Raw genomic sequence first — 19,779 nt, forward strand, 5'->3', positions numbered from 1 at the left:
GCCAGCCAAGCATGGGCAAATAGCCAGCGGGTGGTATTGACGGGGGTCAATGGGGCGGGAGTTGCCGGTGGCCCCGGGGCCACCGGCGCAGGGGTCAGGCGCGTGGCGTGCAGGCGGCGAGCAGCACGGGGCCGATCCCCAGGCCGTTGGCCTCGTAGATCAGGCTCAGGCCCGGGCTGATCTTGATATAGGGGCGCTCGGGCTCGATGACCTCCAGGGTCATGTCCAGTACCGCATACACCAGCCCCAACGGGGTTTTCGTGGTCGAGGACCAGGTTTTCGGTATCAGCGGCGATTGCAGCGGCCAACGCTTGCCGTAGGCCGAGCGGATGCTGATCAGCTCTTCCAGCGACGGCACGCTCAGCCCTTGTGCCTGGGCCTTGCGCAGGGTGTCGGCGCTGCTGCCCTTGCCGAGGTTGTAGCACTGCACCACGCCGCTGACGGTGACCTCGTAGCTTTTGCGCTGCCCGGCGCTGTCGCTGACACGGATAAAGGTCTTGCCGTTGCCGCGCACGGTGACCCGGCCATTGCTGTCGACCACGGCGATGTTGCGGTTATCGCTGCTGTAGTGATAACTGGGCACGCCACCGCCCGCCGCGCGCTGGAGGGTCGTGCCCGGGCCGAACTCCGGCAGCACCTGCGGATGGCAGGGGATCAGGTAGATTTTCCCGGACAGGTTGACCGGCCGGGTATCGAAGACCAGTTCCGGCACCCGCTTGCGGGCCCTGACCGTCAACGACAGCCGCGGGAACGTCAGGGCGCCGGCTTCATCGCTGCTGCCGTCGAAGGTTACCTTGAAGGTGAAGGTCAGGCCGCTCAGGTCACGCAACTGATCGAGGTGGGTGCGCGAGAGCAGGCCTTCGATGACATCCGAGATCGTGCTGACTTCCTCTCCGTTCCACAGCGCCAGGGTGAACGGCCTGCCGCTGACCAGGGTGCCCTCGATCCTCAGCCAGATCCGCTGGCCGACCTGGATATGCGGCCATTTCCTGACTTCGATATGGGCGTCGCCGGCAAAGGTGTTGAGGTCCAGCAGGAGATTGTCCGGCGCCTCGCGGACGAAGGGCGGATGCAGGTCTTCGTGGGCGATGGGCAGTATGTCCAGCGGCAGGATTTTCGACGGTGCCGCGATGCCCCGGCGGGTGACGTTGTAGCCGACTTCCACGCGCTTGCCGATATTGGCGCTGACGGCCCCGGCGGGGACGCTGAAGTCGACGCTGCCGGAACTGCTGCCGGGTTTGGCGTCGATCACCGGTGTGCCGCTGCCGGGCGTGCCGCGCCAGTAGGCCTGGATGCTGTCGCCGGTTTCCATGGCATAAGTGACGCGGATCGTCGCGCCATCCAGCGCCTGCAGCGGGAACAGCACGGTGTCATGGGCTTCCACCACGGCGGGGCGTGGCAGATCCAGCGGCAGGGCGCTGACCGGCAGCAGCAAGGGTTGCGAAACCAGGGGATCGGGGGCTTCGGTCTTGACGTCATAACGCACCACCACCGAGCCGCCGGCCAGCACGCCGACCTTGTCGTCCGGGATGCTGAAGTCGATGTCCCTGCCGGTGTCGACCACCGGCAGGGTCTGTTCATGGCGCACTTCCATGCCGCTGGCGGTCGTGCCGATCCAGACCAGCGTCACGGCCTGGCCCACGGCGATCAGCGAGTAGGGCTCCACCCGCGCGATCACCCCGGTGGCCGCCGGGTCGAGCACATTGCCGTTGGCTTCGGCCACGGGCACCCGTGGCGGCTTGAGTATCAGCGCCTGGCCGATGATCTTCAGCGGCAGGCTCTTGGAGCGGCGCACGGGCTGCTCGGGCGCCTCGACATAATAGTAGAAGCGAGCCTGGCCCTGGATGATCAGCGGGAACTGCTCGTTGGGTACATCGAAGGACACGAAGGGATCGCTGTCATGGCCGGGCAGGGTGGCGGTGTACGCCGGCAGCGATACGCCGAGGGCGGTTTCCCGTTCCACCAGCAGGCGCAGGTTCTGCGCGCTGTTCATCCCGTCGTAGCGCAGCACCAGGGTCTGCACGTCGGCGCCATTGAGCAGGTCGAGGTCCAGCTGCATGCCCTGGGCCCGTGGCACCACCGGGGCGGGCAGGGACGGATCGCCGATACCGACTTCGACCAGGGCCGGGCGTGACCAGCGCGACCAGTTGTTGACCACATCGCGGATCTCGTAGCGCACGAGGATCGCGTCGGAGTTGCCGGCCTCGCGGATGATCCGCGGATCGATCGGCACCACCACTTCATCGCTCGGCGCGCTCAGCGGCGGGTGTTGCACCAGGCGACCATGCCACGACACCACGATCACATCACCGGCGGCCATGTTCGCATAGCGCTTGATGACCACGCTGACGCCTTCCGGATCCTCGATCACCCCGGGAGGTATCACCACGGGCAGTTCCAGCTTGTCGTTGAGGGTCGGTGTCGCCGACTGGGTGTCGGGGTCGCCGGGCACGTCCAGCTTGACCCGCAGGCTGGTCTCGGCGGTTTCCGGCGCACCGCCGGGGAACGGCGTGAGGACATAGCGCACCGTCACCTCGCCGCTCATGATCCAGCGCGTATCGACCCGCAGGGTGAGGTGAGTGGCGCCGGGTTCGCTATCCTGGGTATGGCTGGCGACGGGGTCGGGATGGCTGCCCCAGTACAGGTCGACGCGGTCCCTGGGCTTCAGGTCCAACGGCGCGATCACCACGGGCAGGGGCCGCAGCGGGTCGATCACGTCGGTGGCACCGACGCCGCCGAGATTGAAACTGTTGATCAGCGGCGGGATCAGCGCCCGCGTGGCCCGTGGGCGGCGCTCGCTGAGCGTCCATGCCGGTGTCCAGGTGGGATCGATCGGGCCCGGGGTGGGCCACAGCTGGCTGGTGTGCAGCACACTCAGCTTGCCGGCGGCGGCGACCGCGTTCACCAGGCGGAACTGTGGCGGGGTGAGGCTGCGGATGCTGTCGGCATCTACCGGTGCGCACAGTTCGCCCTGTGCGTGCGAGGCCCTGGGCTCGTACTTGAACAGGGCGCCGTCCTGGCTGGAATAGTAGATGCCATTGAGAAAGAGGTTGTCGGCCAGCAGGGTCTGGGTGACGAAGCAGATGTCCTCGACGGAGAAGAAGTCGACGTGAGGGCTGTCGCCGGTCTGGTAGCGGGTAGGGGCCAGCGGCTTGGCATAGTGGATGCTGTCGAGCGGTGTCCTGCCCAGGGTCAGTTCCAGGCGTTCCTTCTCCAGCACCTGGGTCTTCAGGTCGGCCAGGGTACGGGTGACCTTGATCGCCTGGCCATCGACGAAAGGTTCCAGGGTGACGTAGCCCTCGGGGGCGGAGGTGCGGTAGATCGCGTCGACCAGCAGCGCGCCGCGGTCACGGCCGAGCTTGTCGTGGGTATGCAGCGCCGCATCGTCCGCATGGGCGAACAGCGGGCTGAGGGCATAGGGCTGCGCGGTGGTGGTGGCGATATCGACCGGTTCCCAGGTGGCCGTGACCGGGCCGCCCTGGCGCCACAGCGTGCCGGGTTGCAGGACGCTCAACTTGCCGCTCGCCGCCACGCGGCGGACATAGTCCCGGCCTGTCAGCGAGCCGTTCTCCAACTGGCCCTGGGTATCGATGCCGTCGTTGTGGAAGACGCTGCCGCGGATCACTTCGTCGGCATCCGGAACCAGCGGCACCGTATAGCTCAACAGGGCGCCGTCGGCGGTCGACAGATACAGGTGGGTGGTGGCCTGGTGGCCGGGCACGATGGCGGTTTCCCGAGCGGTCTTGATGGCATGGGCGAAGTCCCGCGCGGAGATGAAGTGCGGGTAGACCGGGTCCGCCGGCAGCGCCTCCTGATGGCCGGTCGCGACATACAGGCCGTCGATGACATAGCCGGGAATCAGGGCGAGGACGGCGATCTGCGGCGGCAGGACGAGCGCCCTGTCGAAGTTCGCGCTGGTATCGATGATGGCTTCGGTGGCGACATATTCCCTGTCGGTTTTGCGGAAAATGAAACCGAAGCGGCGCCCGCCTCTCTGGCCGATCTGCGCAAGCCCATGGCGCACGGCATCCAGCGGTGTCATGAACACCGGGCTGAACGCGGGCGCGGAGGTGGCGATGGCACCCTGGTCGGTGTCGACCAGCAGTCCGTCGGCGCTGTCGCGCAGGGCCAGGACCTTGCCAGCCGTCGTCCAGACTTCGCGGCCGCTGACCAGCACCCGCAGTTCCCCGGCCTTGACCAGGTCGCGGGCGAAGGCCAGTACCGCTCCCCTGTCCTCGTCCCTGCCACTCTTGAAACACTGCTCCGTCGGGTTTTCCATCAGGTTCAGCGGACTTGCCGATGAAGGCGCCAGGGCATTGAACACATCGACTTCATCTGGCGAATGCTTGCTGTTGTAGCGGATCAGCGAGCCGTCCTGGCAGGAGAAATAATGCAACGGGATCGAGCGGTCCTTGATGGCCCGGTAGATGTCCCAGGTCGGGAACAGGTTCAGGTAGAGCCGGGCTTCGCTCTCCGGCAGGGGGAAGTCCAGCGTGCCCAGGCGTGAATTGTAGGTGCCGACAATGGTGTGGCCTTCAAGGGGAAAACCATTGAGGGTCGGGAACACCAGGGTGTGATCGAAGATTTCGGTGGGCGAGACCCGCGGCGTGGAGGCCACGAACTGGCCGTCCGGACGTTTCAGGATCACCCCGCCATAGACCTTGTCGTAGCGGCGGGCGATCTGCCCATGGGCGTGGCGGGCGGCGTCGTCGGCGCTGGCGAAGATCGGCCCCAGCGTTCGTCGCCGTTGCCCTTGATAGGCTCGCCATGCGCCGGTCAGGCGAGCGGGCGGGCCCCACAGTTCGCTGGGGTGCAGCACGCTCAGTTCACCGATCTCGGCCAGCGCATGGATGAAGTCCAGCGGATCGAGAACGCCCTGGACCAGCCGTTCACCGTAACTGGCGAGGTTGCTCGAACCGGCGAGCAAGGCCTTGTCGAAGCTGATATCACGCGAGAGGTATTTCAACTGTGCGCCATCGCGGGTGCTCAGGTACAGCGGGATGTGGGGCGTGGCGGGTGTCGGGCGATAACCTTCGATCAGGCTGAGCGCCGCCAGCAACTCATCGGGCAGGAAGAAGTTCCGGTACATCCAGACGTCCTTGCAGGGCAGGCGCTCCGGATACAGTTCGGCGCTGTAGTAAAGACCGGCCAGGCGATAACCGGGCAGTGCGGCCAGGGAGCCGTCAGGCCCGGCACGCAGCAACGGGTTGGCGGCGAACAGCGGTTCTGTGGCGCCGGCCGGCTCGCTCGCCACGTAGCGGTCGTGGCTGTCGGTGACGATAAAGCCGATGCGCCGTTCCCGGTACTGGCCGCTGATACGCTGATTGGCATGCAGGGCGGCGGCATCCGCCGTGTCGAACACCGGCCCGAAGGCCGGCAGGGTCGGGGCCGATATTGTGGCTGGCGGGTAGGGGGCCCAGTCGTCGGGCACCTTGCCCGGCGGGCCCCAGTAGCTATCGCCGCGCACGATATGGAGCCCGCCGGCCTTTGCCAGGGCCTTGATGAAATCGGCCGGTGCCAGCCGATCGAGATCGCCGAGGTCCTTTCCGGGCAGCAGGCGCGGGATCAGGGCATCTTCCTCGGCCGAGCCGCTGGGCATGTACTTGATGATGTTCAAGTCGGTCATCAGCACATAAAACGCTCTTATCCCCTGGCGACGGGGAAGGAGGGTGGCGAGCACTTCCTCGGGGGTGATGCTTTTCAGCCTGAGGCGGCGCTCCTGTTCGGTGCCGGTCGCCCGGTTGTCCACGGCGCCGCTGGTCTGTTCCCGGATGGCCGACAAACTGATATTGGCGCGATACAGCGCATGCAGCCTGTGCCCTGGCGGGAAGTCGGCGATACCGGTTTCCGTGACGGGATACAGGCTCTCGCTGTCGAACCGGCTGCCACTGCCGCTGGTGGGCAGCGTGGCGACAAAGCTGCCGTCCTCGCGCTGGAAGATCAGCCCGCCGAGTTCCTTGTCGGTGCCGCCCTGGATGATCTGCTGGGCATGGCGGGCGGCGTCGTCCGCGCTGAGGAAGATCGGGCCCAGTTCCGGGAGCACGGCATCGGCGAACGGTGTCCAGGTGATCGGGTTCACCTCGCCGGCAGGGTTCCACAGGCGGCTGGTCTCGATCACCCGCAGTTTCCCGGCGGCGGCGAGGGTCCGCACGAACTGGCTGGGGGGCAGTACGCCGCTCGCCAGTTGTTCCTGATAGTGCCTGGCCCGGGACGACCAGTCCGCGCCTTCGGGCAACAGGGCCAACGCCAGGTCGCTATCGTCGGCGTGATAGGCCAGCAGGGCGCCGTCAGGCGTGCCGTAGAACAGCGGCAGCGGTTGCGCTCCTGGTATCGATGGCCGCGAGCGGCGGGCCTGATGGAGTCCGGCGAACAGGTCGTGGGGGCTGAAGAAGTTTTCGTAGACGCCGCTTTCCCGGGGTGGCAGTTGCTCGTGAGTGGCCTCGGCCTGGCCATACAGGCCGACCAGGACAAAACCTTCGGGCAGTTGCAGTACGCCCCCGGCGTCGTGTCCGAAGACGGCTTGCGGGTCGAGATAGGCCTGCGTGCCGGGCTGTGGTGGTGTCGCCGTGAATTCGTCCTTCTGTGGATGCTTCAGGAGCAGCGACGACTGTCGCTCCGGGCCTTTGAGCGCGGCCTGGGCGTGGGCATGCCGGGCGGCTTCCTCGAGGCTGGCGAAGGCGCGGCCGAGGGGGGGGGAGGTGGCTTTCCCGGGCCCGTGAGCGATGGCACGATCGCCTTGCAGGGGGCTGGGGGCGGGTGGTTCGGCGTGGGTAAGGGCGTCTTGGGGCATGGCAATACTCGTCTGGAAATGACCGCGGGAAGCATCCCGTGTCGGCAGCGCCGGCCTTGCAGTGTCTGTGCAGGCAGGTAAGGTGCATTCATTTTCAGGAAAAGCGGCGCAGCGATGCGTTACATATCTAGAGGCCCGCTGTCGGTGCGGGTGGTGAAGTGAGAGGTCTTATGTCGACGCAGCAAGCAACCCGGTCCCAGGCACCCTGGCCGGCCAATCCCGCCTATCTGTACAACGCCGCCGGGGACGAAGGCCCGCGGGCCACGCTGATCCTCGCCCACGGTGCCGGCGCGCCGATGGACAGTGAGTTCATGAACGCCATGGCCGCGCGCCTGGCGGCAGAGGGCATCGACGTGCTGCGTTTCGAGTTTCCCTACATGGCCCAGCGACGCCTGGATGGCGGCAAGCGTCCGCCCAACCCGCAGGCCCGGTTGCTGGAGTGCTGGCGCGAGGTGTACGAGCAGGTCCGGCAGCAGGTCGGCGGGCCGTTGTTCATCGGCGGCAAGTCCATGGGCGGGCGCATGGCCAGCCTGGTGGCCGACGACCTTGGCGCGCAAGGACTGGTGTGCCTGGGCTACCCGTTCTATGCCGCGGGCAAGCCGGAGAAGCCACGGGTGGCGCACCTGGCCGGGCTCGCGACAGCGACGCTGATCGTCCAGGGTGAACGCGACGCCCTGGGCAATCGCCAGGCGGTATCGGACTATGCGCTGTCGGCCCGGATCGAACTGAGCTGGCTGCAAGCTGCCGATCACGATCTCAAGCCATTGAAGGCCAGTGGCTTCAGCCATGCGCAGCACCTGGACACAGCGGCGCGGCAGATCGCTGAATTCATTGGCCGACATGCCGGCTGAAGCGCCGGTTGCCCTGCCTGCGGCAACCGGCGCGGTTGGGCTCAGCGCGAACCGATGCTGACCACGACCTCGGTGGCGGGCGAGCGTTTCGACCAGTTGCCGACCACGTCATGGACCTCGTAGCGCACCGGCAGCTTGCTTGAGTCGCCGACGGCCTCGATGATCTGCGGCGGAATCGGGATAACCACCTCCGTGCCGGCTTCCGCCGCTGTCAGCGGCGGGTGGTCGACCGTCGATTCGGCCCAACTGACCCGGATCCGATCGCCTTCGCTCATCTGCTCGTAGGGCGTGACGATCACCCGCACACCCTGCGGGTCGACGATCACTGCTGGCGGCTGCACCCGGGGCGGGCGCAGGGCTTCGTTCTCGTAGGGCGTGGCCGGATCGATATCGATGCCGCCGGGGGCTTCCAGCTTGACGCGGATGTGGGTGATGTCGGAGTCCTGCGAGGTACTGCCGGGAAACGGGGTGAAGCGATAGCGAACCGGCACCGGATCCCTGGCCGACTCGATGTTTCCGGTATCCACCGCCAGGGTGACGAAGTCATTGATCGGTGGCGCGTCCCTCGGGTGATCGTAGCTGCTGACGGGGTCCGCGATTGCCCCCCAGTACAGGTCGATATGATCCAGGGGCTTGAGGTCCAACGGCCCCACCAGCACGGGCAGGGGTTTTTCCGGGTCGGCTACGTCAATGGCACCGACTCCGGCGGGATTGACGCTGAGGATCACCGGTTGATCCAGGTTTTTTGGGCTGATGTATTCAGACATGATGAAGGCTCCAGAAAGAGAAAAGACAGGTGGTCACTGCCCGCGTGCCTCGGGGCACCTGCCGGACACACGCATATCCACATAGGCGCTGCGCCGCTTTGAACGACCGATGCCGGTGAGGCTTTCCACGCTGAACGTGGCCTCGGCATGGCCATAGCAATTGCTGTCCAGCACCGCGCGCGGCACCTTCAGGTCGTAGCCATCGCGAACCTGTTCCTCGGTCAGTGGAGCGGACGTGTATGGCCACTGGTTTTTCGGATTGCCGCCCACCAGTTGGTCGAAGCCTTCGTAAAGAAAATGGATGACATCGCCTGGCCTGATGTTCAGATACGGGGCGATATGGACCGGTGCGCCGTCCTGGCCGTTGATCGTATTGATCGCACCATGCTCGTTCAGGTCGGTGAAGACCGGGGCTTCCGGTCCGTTCGGACCACCGGGCAGTTCATCCCGGGAGCGGACGATGATGCCTTGTTCCGGCGACCTGGAAGTATTCGGATTGCCGGCCTGGGTGATGGTGTACTGCACGCGTATATCAGTGCCGGTGCCCACCGGGCGGAAACGGTTGTTGGGCACCGCCAGGTTCAGGTCGCGGGCGGCGCTGATATCGCCTGCGGTGATGCGATAGGGCGGTTCGAACATCGCCTGGCCGCCCCAGGTCAACTGGATGAGCTGCCCTTCGACGAACGCGGGGTTCCAGGCGATGATGGCGCTCGCGTCCCGTTCGAAGTCGTTCTCGTCGATCAGGTTGTCCACGGCCTCGGGCGAGGCGCCGCGAATGATCGGTCGCGCCATGTCGCCGGGCACCGGCAGCCTGGCCCTGACGACGATATCCAGCGGCAACGAGTAACCGACGACATGACCGTTGCGGCTGACCTCATAGCCCAGGCGGATGTCACCGTCGCCGGCCTGTTCGATGGTTTCGAAGGCCACGTCGATACGCAGGATGATCGGCTGGCCGATGGTTGCCGGGTCGAAGGGACCCAGAGCCACGCTGCCCCAGTGCAGGAGAATCTGATCGCCGTCTTCCACCAGGTCCGAAGTGGGGATCCAGACTTCGATACCGGCCTGGGCCTGTTCGTGACTGATCGGCTCGACATAGCCATCGATGATTGGCGCGGGCAGGTCGAGCACCGGTTCATTGAGCAGCAGGAGAACGTTTGTGGCGGTCGATTCCTGTGAGCGGTTGCCGGCCCGATCCGTGACGGTGTAGAGCACCGGTCCGTTGAAATCGCCCAGTGACTCGAGAAAGGCGCGGGAAAACTCGATGATCACCTCCCGGGGCTCTATGTCACCCTCTTCGACCCTGCCGCCAGGCCCTTCGGTATCGCCCCAGAAGGTGCGGATCCTGTCACCGATGGCGAAACCGCTATAGCCGTGGACGGTGCCCGGCAGCACATCGCCCAGTTGCGTCAGCTCTTCCGAGGTGAGGCCGTCGTTGACCTGTGGCGGGAAATCGAGAGGGCCGAGGGTTGTGGGATGGCCGGGGGCGGTGGTGTCGATTTCAATCGAGGTAGGAAAAGACGGGGTCGTGCTGTTGTTATCGATATTGCGTACTTGATACCCCAGTTGATACTTGCCTTCTCTCAGTAGTTCGACTGGGATATCGAGTGTCAATAGATCTCCGGGGATGTCGCCCTCGGTAATAGGTTTTGGGCTCCCTACTGGATTGTTGTTCCAGAGTAATTGATAGGTTTCGTTTGTGCCGGGATTGTTCCATACAGGGAAAGTGACGGGAACGGGAGCATTCAGGACGGCAATGGGCAAGAGACCTTCGCCGTCATCAAGGGCCGATTCAACCCTGGGTTTTTCCAGGGCGGGCTCATCAGTGTTCCATTGTCTTTTTTCAAATGAGTTTTCCATGTGATCGCTCTTTAGTGAAGTTTATTGAAGTCGGGTTAATGGCAGGGTCGAAGAACCCTGCCATGTTTTTTTGGGGGTTATCAGTGGGCGTATTTTTTTTGAGCAGGAAGCTAATGGGTTACAGCCATTTGCTGCTCTGGACTTAGGAACAACCGAATCCAGGTCGGCTCATGTCGACCCTGACATGGGCCACACGGGAAGTGGCTGGTTCTTGGTTGTGCTCCGGCTTTGGCTCGACTCGGAAAGTAGCCTCCGCTCGACCCACGCAAAGTTCCCGCAACTTGGCGTCTGGTATCTGGAAGTCATAACCGTTGACGATATCCCACTGGTCTAATTCGCGTTGATCGGTGTGATGGGCCCCCAGAATCGGATTATTGTTTCTGTCGTATCCGTCGAAGGTCATGTAAACAGTATGTCCGATCTTGATATTGTCGTAAGGATCGACCCGTAGCGGTGTACCATCCGGGTTTTCGATAGGCCCCACGACGCCGCCTCCCGGTGTGGTACGGGTGAAGCGTGGTTCCGGCAGGCCGAGTTCGCCACCGGGTTGTTCGTTTCTGGAGCGAACCACGACATTCTGTACGGGGGCAACAGTTGGATTGGGGTTACTGGTACGGGTCACGGTGTAGCCTACCGGGATGGCCGCTCCGGTCCCCTGATTCTTGAGAATCTGGTTGAGGATCGGGAGGGTGAAATCCACTCCGGCATCAAAGTCGGACTGTTTGATTTCATACCACTGCGGTACTTCCTGTTCTCCCCAGGCGAGGTTGATGAAGTCACCGGCGCGCAGACCTGTCACCCAGCGGAAAATGGCGCGGGCATCGAGCTCGTAGTCATCCGGATCGATGACATTATCTTCGAGGTTGGGACTGCCACTGGTGCCCTGGATGGTCAGGGCCCGCAGGTTTTCCTCCGGCACTGGTAAGGTCAGGAACACCTCGACTTCCTTGACCAGGGAAGTCCCCTTCAGTTCGCCTTGGCGACGGACCTCGTATTTGACATTGACCTGACCTTCCGGAGTGAGGTTGATCACATCGAACTGGAGTACGGGCTGCAGAACCGGGTCGTTGTTTTCGTCGCCCGGGCGCAGCTCCAGCTCCGGCAGAGGGTTGTCATCGCCCCAGAAAAGTCTGATCCGATCACCTGGTGCGGCTCCGTCATAGCGGGGAATACCTACGGTAACGCCTGTTTTCGCATCCTGATAATCGATAATGCCGTCATCCGCCTGTTCCACTACGGGAGCCGGCAGGTCGTCCGGGACATCGGCCAGCAGCAGCCTGATGTAGTTAGGGACCGAACGCGGGGAAATATTCAGTGCGCGGTCGGTGATGAGGTAGGTGACTTCGGCTTCGTTACTGCCTATCTGCGTCTCGACCTGCTCCAGGAATGTCCGGCTGAAGGACAGGGTGACTTCTTCGCGTTCCACATCATTGAGGTTGACAGGGACCGATGGACCTTCGATATCTCCCCACCAAGTCTGGATGATGTCGCCATTGGCCATGGTGCTATAGCTGGTGACCAGCACGTCCAGTTTGTCACCCAGAGCGGTCAGTTCGGCAGAGGTCAGGCCACCTTCGACTTCCCGTGGAAAGACCATGGGGCCGTGGTTGGGTAGACCGGGTGCGGTCTGGTCGATTTCCAGCAGGTAATCATTGGATGGAGTTTCCTCATTGTTGACCGTGTTGAGGAATTTATATGCCAGCCGGTACTTTTTGTCAGTTGGATTGGAGGGGTCATTTTTTTCCACCAGGTATTCCTGGGGGATTTGCCGGCGCAAGTGCCTTGTTGGATTGTCCAGGTCTTCTTGTGTCACGGATGTCCAGGAATCATCCGGCAGATATTCACCTTCCCAGAGCAGTCGGTAGGAATAGTAAAGTTCGGCATCGTCCGGCAGGGCGAAGGTGACTTCCAATGGTGCGTTCAAAGCGGTGACTGGCAATAGTCCATCGGTAAAGGCCAGAGGCACATCGGGTACCGGATAGTTCGCACGGTCGGTTCGAATATAGCTTTCGCGATTCAAGATAATATGAGTTTTTGAATTGCACACGTTGGATTTCCTTTGTTTAAATATTTTTTGGTGATTTTCGGATGCGAGCGAGTTCGTCTACGTGATCTCGACTTTCAATTAAGCTTCGATCACTTAGTTATGTTGCGCTGGCTTCAGAGATAAAGCGGTATATGGGCTCTATCTGTTTTGGAAGTAATCGGGTTTGGGTTTTTATGTCAATGCTTTTTGAGGAAATATTTTTGTATTTTATATTGTGAATGTTCTGTAGGAAATTGCCTCTGTTGTTTGGAGAGGTTGCTTGGATTTTATTGGGACATGTTTAGTGTGAGTCAAAAGTCATCCCTCGCAGAATGAATCATTCAATAATTCACGCGGGAGAGATGTATGCGGTACCGGGGCCAAAAAAAAGAAGGCTTTATTCGTAAGGCCGGATTGAGCGTCGTGGGTTTGTCCTGTGGCGCTGCATTGAGTTTTCAGGCGCACGCGCAACAGATCGATGGCGGGAGTGGCATCAGCGGAACGGTGACCAACCGGACCGAAACACTGGACGCTTCCAGCCCGGTGGATTCGTGGAGCGTGCTCTATAAGGGAACATTGCAAATATTCGACGGCGCAGTGACCAATCAGGTAATCGTCAGCGAGGGCGGATATGTCTACATCGATAACGGGACGGTAAATGGGGTACTGAGTTTGTCCTACGGTACGGCATCTGTCGTCAGGGGAACGATCAGCAACACCACAGGTCGAGGGCTTCAGGTCGGCACCACCAATACTGCTGACGGGCGTATGAGTTCCACCGCCACCCTGCAAGACAGCAGTGTATTCGGGATGGGAATCGGTGCGATCGTTTCGCCGCTTGGCAACCTGACGCTGAACCATTCCATAGTGACTGCCGCCGCCGATGGCGCGGACGACGGAGAGGCTATTCGTCTTGCCGGCAGCACGTTGCGGATGACCAATGGCAGTGTCGGGCGGGGAGAGTCGGTTGGCCTGAGTATTATCGGTGATACCTCGGGGCCCGGTGTTCCGCCAATCGATATAAGGTCTTCGGTCGTGCTCGATAATTCGACGCTAGAAGGCCTGACGGGCCCCGCCATCCGAGTGGTGACTGGTTCCAAGGCGGATATTTCCATTCAGAACGGCTCCACCTTGCTGGCTGGCGACGGCAATTTGCTGGATGTCACGGGGGCCAGCGAAGTCACTTTCAACGTCGATAACAGCACGCTCACCGGCGATCTGGTCGCCGACGACACCAGCAGCCTGGATGTCACCCTGCAAAACAATGCCCAGCTCACCGGTAACCTGATCAACACCAATAGCGTGGCCATCAACAGTGGAGCGAACTGGACGATGGTCGGCGATGCCGAGGTCAAGTCGTTATCCATGGGCGGCGGCAGTGTGACTCTGGGCTCGGCCGAGCAGTTCTACACCCTGTCCCTGGGCGAGTTGTCCGGGACCGGGATGTTCAATATGCATGTCAACCTGTTGGACAACACGGGCGATCTGCTGGACATCAATGGCGAGGCCCATGGCGACTTCCTGCTGAATATCCAGAACACCGGCCTGGAGCCCAACTCCCCCGAGATCACCCCGCTGCATGTGGTGCATACCGAAGGTGGCAATGCCGTGTTCGACGTAGTCGGCGGCAGTGTCGATATCGGCGTCTATTCCTATCAGCTGGAAAAGCAGGGGGATGACTGGTTTATCGTTGGCGCCGGCAAGACCATCAGCCCCTCGACCCAGGCAGCGCTGGGCCTGTTCAGTGTTGGGCCGACCGTCTGGTATGGCGAACTGGCGACCTTGCGCAATCGGATGGGCGAGATACGTACCAGTGGCGAGGGCGGTGGCTGGATTCGCGGTTATGGCAACCAGTACAACGTCAGCGCGGACGCCGGGTTTGCCTACAAGCAACGCCAGAAAGGCCTGTCGCTCGGGGTCGACCTGCCCGTACCGGTGGGCAATGGGCAACTGTTGGTCGGGGTCATGGCCGGTCATAGCGAGTCCGACCTGAGCCTGAGCCGCGGTACTGCCGGCAAGGTCGACAGCGGCTATGTCGGGGCCTACGGCACCTGGTTGACGGAAGAGGGCTACTACCTGGATGCGGTGGCCAAGCTGAACCGCTTTCGCAACAAGGCGGATGTCCCGATGACCAATGGCGTCAAGGCCAAGGGCAGCTATGACAACTTTGCCTATGGCGGTTCACTGGAGTTCGGCAAGCACATCAGGTTGCAGGACTCGATGTTTGTCGAACCCTACGCCCAGCTGTCCACGGTCAACGTCAAGGGTGACAGCTATACCCTGGACAATGGCCTGCGGGCGAAGAACGACCATACGCTGTCCGTGCTCGGCAAGGCGGGCGCGACGCTGGGACGCAACCTGGAACTCAGCGATGGCGGCCTGTTGCAGCCTTATCTGCGCGCGGCGATGGTCCATGAGTTCTCCCGCAGGGGCAATACGGTGAAGGTCAACGATGTGTCCTTTGACAACAACCTGTTCGGGACCCGTGCCGAACTGGGCGTCGGGGTCTCGGCGGCCTTGTCGAAGAACCTGCAACTGCATGCGAACTTCGACTACATGAAGGGCGAGCACATCGAGCAGCCCTGGGGTGTGAATATCGGTATGCGCTACGGTTTCTGATGGCCGGGCAGCACTGCCCCGGCGTTCTGCAGAACCCTCGACGATCCTTCGTCGAGGGTTTTTTTATGGCTGGGGATCAGCGCACCGTCACGGTTGCACGCGATGAGATATAGACGTCGGCCGGCAACGAAGTGATCCGCCCCAGCTCGCTGATGACCTCGTAGCGCGCCCGGCCACGCCCGTGCTCGACGGCCATCAGGCGTGCCAGCGGCACCCGGAAGCGAACGCCGTGGCGGATCTCGTGGTCGGTCACCAGCCGCTCGGCGGTGAACTGCGCTTCAACGATCTCGCTGCCCCCCGTCAGGGCATCGAAGCCGAAGAACTGCAGGACGATGCGGTCGCCGGCCTTCATGTTGCGATACGGCGTCACATGCACCACGGTGCCCTCCGGGTCCCGGCGCGGGTCGACCACGTTGAGCACGTTGGCCCCCCTGAACACCGGTTCCAGCAACCCCGCCGAACCACCCGGCAGTTGCATCTGGAAGATCACGGCCACCGACTGCTTGGGCGAATAGGAGGTGTTCGGGTTGCCCTCGCGGGTCACGGTGTACTGTACGCAGATGTCCACTCCGCAGCCCTGTTCGGTAATCAGGCTGTTCGGGACATTGATGACCAGGTAGCAACCGCTGTCGACATCCTGCTGGGTAATCGGGCGTACCAGCGGCTGCGTCGACTTGCCCCAGAACAGATTGATCCGGTCACCGGCCCGGAAGGCGTCGCGCCAGGCGATGACAGCGTCGGCCGACAGCTGTGCGTGGTCCTCGTCGAGGTAGTTGTCCAGCGTCCGGGCGTTGGGGTTCTTGCCCTTGATCACCGGTGCGGCCAGTGCTTCGTTGACCACCGTCTGCGGCGTCGGGTCCTGGGGCCCGGGTAATTGCAAAAAAACCTCGAGTTCCAGGTCCGGGGACGTGAAGACCTCGCCATTGCGGCACACCTGGTAGTGCACCTTGGCCGGACCGTCGCCATGGCGGGAGATGGCCAGGTAGCGCACCATCACGTTCAGCAGCAGGGGTTTTTCCAGCTCATGGGCACTGACGACACGCCGGCCGGAGGCTTGCTCGCCGTTCCAGAACACCCGGATCTCGTCGCCAATGGCGACATGCTCGTAGCGGGGCACGGCGATTTTCACGCCGATGCGGGCGTGTACATCGTGCACCTGGCCGTCCTCGATCTGCAAGGCAACCGGGGCCGGCAGGTTGGCCGGCAGTTGCTGCAACTGCAGCTTGAGGGTGACCGGCTGCGAACGTACCGAGGTATTGCCGGCCCGGTCGCGCACGCTGTAGCTGACGGGGAAGTCGCCGTTGCCCAGTTGTTCGAGGAAGCCGCGCTCGACGGTGATCTGCACTTTGTCGGTCCCGGGTTCATCGGGCTGTACCGTGTACGCGGGGCCGGACTGTTCACCCCAGTAGCTCTGGATGACATCGCCCCATTTCATCTCGAAGTAGCCGGGAACGGTGGCGGTGAGCCGGTTGCCAAGCTCGATCAGCTCGCTGTTGGTCAGGCCGTCCAGGGCCTGCTCCGGGAGGATCGGGGCGGCGAGGAGGGTGCCGCCGGGTGGGGTGCGGTCGATGATAATGGGGGCGGTATCAGAGTCGACGGACTCCTGGCTGATAGTGTCATATGCCTTGTATTGGAGTTTGTTCTCTCCTTCGCCGGATAGCAGCTCCACAGGCAATGACAAGGTCAGCAGATCCCCTGTTTGATAATTCTCCAGAGAGACAGGCGACCCTGCCAGGACCCCGTTCCAAATCAGTTGGCAGGTTTCCGCAGGGTCGACGTTGTCCCACACGGTGACTGTAACAGCCAGGGGCTGGTTCAGATCGGCCACTTGCAACAGCCCATCCTCCGGGGCGGCAACGGCAACAAACGGGGCTTTCAGAAAAGTGGATTGGGTTTGACTCGCTAAATCCTTCATAAGGATATCCCTGTAATCTAATTGAGTGTTGTCAGTCGTTTTCACACTCGGACACGTCGGCGTTTATTGCCGGTGTTGTGTGTCGTCGCGTGCTTATCTGGCAAATAAGGCATTCAAGTCTTGGATGAAAGGTAACTGTCTGTGCGATATAGTGCCAAGAGCTCAACGAATAGTAAGTTCGATGTGTTGTCAAGAGTTTTGCGCAAGTAAGTTTGTTTGTCTGGCTTATGTAAGTTTTGAGTTTATATATATAAGGAAAATTCTTACTTCTTAAAAAGAAAAGTTTCTGATTTCGTCCGCGCAATAAAAAACCCGATGATTATCAGTCATCGGGTTTGTTGGGTTGCCTGTTGCTCTGTCAGCGATTGAAACGCTCCACCAGAGAGTATTGCGTGTTGGCCGTATGGGTCAGCTCCTCACTCAATTGGGCCGAGTTGTGCGCCTGTTCCGAAGTCTGGTCAGCCAGTTGCGCAATAGTGCTGATATTGCGGCTGATCTCTTCGGCCACGGAACTCTGTTCCTCGGTGGCAGCGGCGATCTGGGTGGTCATGTCGGTGATATTGGCCACCGCCTCGCTGATGCCCACCAGCGCGGCATCGGCCTCGAGGACCCGGGCCACACCTTCCTGGGCCTGGCGATGACCGGCGTCCATGGTCTGCACGGCGGTGCCGGCGGTCTGTTGCAGCTTGGCGATCAGGGCATGGATCTGCCCGGTGGACTCGCTGGTGCGCTGCGCCAGCTGGCGTACTTCGTCGGCAACCACCGCGAAGCCACGGCCCATTTCCCCGGCGCGGGCCGCTTCGATGGCGGCGTTCAGGGCCAGCAGGTTGGTCTGGTCGGCGATGCCCTTGATCACATCGACCACGCCACCGATCTCGTCGCTGTCCTTGGCCAGCTGGGTCACGGTACCGCCGGTTTCCCCGACCACCACCGACAGTCGCTCGATGGCTTCGCGGGTTTCCCCGGCGATGTCGCGGCCACGACGGGTCAGGCGATTGGCTTCCTGGGTGGCGTCGGCCGTGCGCTGGACATGGCTGGCGACTTCCTGGGTGGTGGCGGCCATCTGGTTGACGGCGGTGGCCACCTGTTCGGTTTCCTGGCGCTGGCGATCCAGGCCGCTGGAGCTCTTCTGGGCCAGCTCGTCGGACTGCCGGGCCTGGGCATTGAGGTGCTCGGCGGTATCCTGCAGGCGGGTCAGGCAGGTCTTCAGGCGCGCTTCCTGGCTGAGGATGGACATCTCCAGGCGCGCCTGGGCACCACGGCTGTCGGTGTACATCTGGGCGATCAGTGGGTCCGAGGTGGTCTGTTCGGCCAGGCGCAGCAGGCGCTTGAGACCGCGTTGCTGCCAGCTCAGGCCGAGCAGGCCCAGCGGCACCGAGACGGCGGCGGCGAGGGCGAAGCCCCAGTGGGAGTTGAGCCAGACGCCGATCAGGAAGCTCACCTGGCTGACCAGGATGAACGGCAGCCAGTCCTGCATCACCGGCAGCCACTTGTCGCGCTGGGGAATGGCCGACTTGCCCTGGTTGATGCGCTGGTACAGCGCCTCGGCCCGGCGGATCTGCTCGGCGGTGGGCTTGACCCGCACCGATTCGTAGCCAATCACCTGGTTGCCTTCGAAAACAGGCGTCACATAGGCGTTGACCCAGTAATGGTCGCCGCTCTTGCAGCGGTTCTTGACAATGCCCATCCATGGCAGGCCTTGTTTCAGAGTATTCCACATGTGCGCAAACACCGCCGCCGGGACGTCCGGATGCCGCACCAGATTGTGTGGCGCGCGGATCAGTTCTTCGCGGGAGAACCCACTGATTTCGACGAAGGCGTCGTTGCAGTAGGTGATCACGCCTTTGGCGTCGGTAGTGGAAATCAACCGTTGCTGAGCGGGAAAGGTGCGTTCGCGTTGGGTAATGGGTTGGTTGTTACGCATGGTTTTTCAATCCGCAAGGCTTTGACAGGTTTTCGGCAAGGCAGGGGAAATATTGAATATATTTTTCAACTTCCAGCGCCGGTTCACATTTTCGCCCTTGCGCACTCGTACTCGTCCTTGAATACGAGTCGAACACGCGTGAAGTTAACGCGTTGATTTTTCCGTTTGCGATTTGACCGAACGGAAATACCCATCGAGTACTTCCGTTCCATTTATCACGGTTGCAACATCGGATAAGTAAAGAAAACGAAGTGCAGCGTATTAAGCGCGACATGGGTGGCGATAGCCGCGGCCAAACCGCCAAAACGGTAGGCCAGACCATAGCCGACGCCGGCCAGTGTCGCCAGTAACACCCATTGCCATCCGGCACCCATGTGCGCCAGCCCGAAGATCAGCGCGGCGCCCAGCAGCGCCAGGGTCTCGCCACGGGGCAAGGACTTGAAGCAGCGGCCCAGGCCGCCCTGGATATAGCCGCGAAACAGGATTTCCTCGACCAGGCTCACCAGCAGCAGGTTGTTCAGCAGCCAGAGCCAGCCCTGTTCCGGCCATTTCGGCGCCCAGTCGACGATGCCCAGGATGACGGCGCCGCCCAGGGCCAGTAGCGATGTCGCGGCCCCGGCAATCGCCGTGGTGCCCAGCACCCGTGCCGGCGGGCGCTGCCGGACCAGCCACGGGCAGACCAGCAGCAACCAGAAGCCGATCAGCGGCTTGTCGAGATTGAGGTACAGGGTGAACGGCACGGCATCCGGGGTGAAGCGCACCGCGCTGATCATCCGGCCATTGCCGAAGCCCGGCAGCCAGTGCAGAGCGAGGCCGACGGCGACCAGCAGGAACAGGCCGTGGCCCAGGTAACGAAGCGGGCGATTGCGTTGCTGGAATGCCGCGGCGCCGGAGGCCAGCAGCAGGGCGAAGGCGATCAGGCTGGGCAGGCCCAGGTGGCCCACGCTCAACGCCAGGGCATAACCAAGGGAAAGCAGGGCCAGGTAAGCCCAGGGCAGAGCAGACATGCAGGGTCCTCGAGTCGTTG

At 62.3% G+C, this 19,779-nt stretch carries 9 protein-coding genes; 2 read left to right on the plus strand and 7 right to left on the minus strand.

What is annotated here, in order from left to right; all coding sequences use genetic code 11:
• Positions 1 to 94: 94 nt before the first annotated feature.
• Positions 95 to 6,790, minus strand: coding sequence for a hypothetical protein (locus ACL9RJ_RS20805; protein WP_422765616.1), 6,696 nt, complete (start codon positions 6,788 to 6,790; stop codon positions 95 to 97).
• A 170-nt stretch (positions 6,791 to 6,960) separates the two neighbouring features.
• Between ACL9RJ_RS20805 and ACL9RJ_RS20810 the strand changes: the two genes are divergently transcribed.
• Positions 6,961 to 7,641, plus strand: coding sequence for an alpha/beta fold hydrolase (locus tag ACL9RJ_RS20810; protein ID WP_017125696.1), 681 nt, complete (start codon positions 6,961 to 6,963; stop codon positions 7,639 to 7,641).
• Positions 7,642 to 7,682: 41 nt separating this feature from the next.
• On the opposite strand, the gene ACL9RJ_RS20815 is transcribed toward ACL9RJ_RS20810, so the two are convergent.
• The 3 genes from ACL9RJ_RS20815 to ACL9RJ_RS20825 all read right to left on the minus strand — a co-directional run bounded on the left by ACL9RJ_RS20815 (position 7,683) and on the right by ACL9RJ_RS20825 (position 12,315).
• Complete coding sequence (locus ACL9RJ_RS20815; RefSeq protein WP_177119581.1) at positions 7,683 to 8,408, minus strand: hypothetical protein; 726 nt, start codon at positions 8,406 to 8,408, stop codon at positions 7,683 to 7,685.
• A 33-nt stretch (positions 8,409 to 8,441) separates the two neighbouring features.
• Positions 8,442 to 10,022, minus strand: coding sequence for a hypothetical protein (locus tag ACL9RJ_RS20820; protein WP_017125698.1), 1,581 nt, complete (start codon positions 10,020 to 10,022; stop codon positions 8,442 to 8,444).
• Between the two features lie 388 nt (positions 10,023 to 10,410).
• Positions 10,411 to 12,315, minus strand: a complete 1,905-nt coding sequence (locus ACL9RJ_RS20825; protein WP_052328568.1) for a hypothetical protein — start codon at positions 12,313 to 12,315, stop codon at positions 10,411 to 10,413.
• Positions 12,316 to 12,708: 393 nt separating this feature from the next.
• On the opposite strand from ACL9RJ_RS20825, the gene ACL9RJ_RS20830 reads away from it, so the two are divergent.
• On the plus strand, positions 12,709 to 14,913 hold the full coding sequence (locus tag ACL9RJ_RS20830; protein WP_042935227.1) for an autotransporter outer membrane beta-barrel domain-containing protein: 2,205 nt from the start codon (positions 12,709 to 12,711) through the stop codon (positions 14,911 to 14,913).
• Positions 14,914 to 14,989: 76 nt separating this feature from the next.
• Here ACL9RJ_RS20830 and ACL9RJ_RS20835 read toward each other — a convergent pair whose 3' ends face one another.
• The 3 genes from ACL9RJ_RS20835 to ACL9RJ_RS20845 form a co-directional block, all read right to left on the minus strand.
• Positions 14,990 to 16,594 carry a hypothetical protein gene (locus tag ACL9RJ_RS20835; RefSeq protein WP_244861829.1) on the minus strand — a complete coding sequence of 535 codons (1,605 nt, stop codon included), beginning with the start codon at positions 16,592 to 16,594 and terminating at the stop codon, positions 14,990 to 14,992.
• A gap of 592 nt (positions 16,595 to 17,186) precedes the next feature.
• The gene (locus ACL9RJ_RS20840; protein WP_177084966.1) at positions 17,187 to 18,752 is read right to left on the minus strand and encodes a methyl-accepting chemotaxis protein; all 1,566 of its coding nucleotides are present in this window, start codon (positions 18,750 to 18,752) and stop codon (positions 17,187 to 17,189) included.
• A gap of 215 nt (positions 18,753 to 18,967) precedes the next feature.
• Complete coding sequence (locus ACL9RJ_RS20845; RefSeq protein ID WP_422765618.1) at positions 18,968 to 19,759, minus strand: lysostaphin resistance A-like protein; 792 nt, start codon at positions 19,757 to 19,759, stop codon at positions 18,968 to 18,970.
• Between the last annotated feature and the right edge of the window lie 20 nt (positions 19,760 to 19,779).

The organism is Pseudomonas sp. Mn2068, from assembly GCF_049319725.1.
Taxonomy (GTDB): Bacteria; Pseudomonadota; Gammaproteobacteria; order Pseudomonadales; family Pseudomonadaceae; genus Aquipseudomonas; species Aquipseudomonas gingeri.

Coding starts and splice junctions, on each gene's coding strand:
- ACL9RJ_RS20810 (WP_017125696.1), top strand. CDS start 6,961: ATGTCGACGCAGCAAGCAACCCGGTCCCAGGCACCCTGGCCGGCCAAT.
- ACL9RJ_RS20805 (WP_422765616.1), bottom strand. CDS start 6,790: ATGCCCCAAGACGCCCTTACCCACGCCGAACCACCCGCCCCCAGCCCC.
- ACL9RJ_RS20845 (WP_422765618.1), bottom strand. CDS start 19,759: ATGTCTGCTCTGCCCTGGGCTTACCTGGCCCTGCTTTCCCTTGGTTAT.
- ACL9RJ_RS20815 (WP_177119581.1), bottom strand. CDS start 8,408: ATGTCTGAATACATCAGCCCAAAAAACCTGGATCAACCGGTGATCCTC.
- ACL9RJ_RS20840 (WP_177084966.1), bottom strand. CDS start 18,752: ATGCGTAACAACCAACCCATTACCCAACGCGAACGCACCTTTCCCGCT.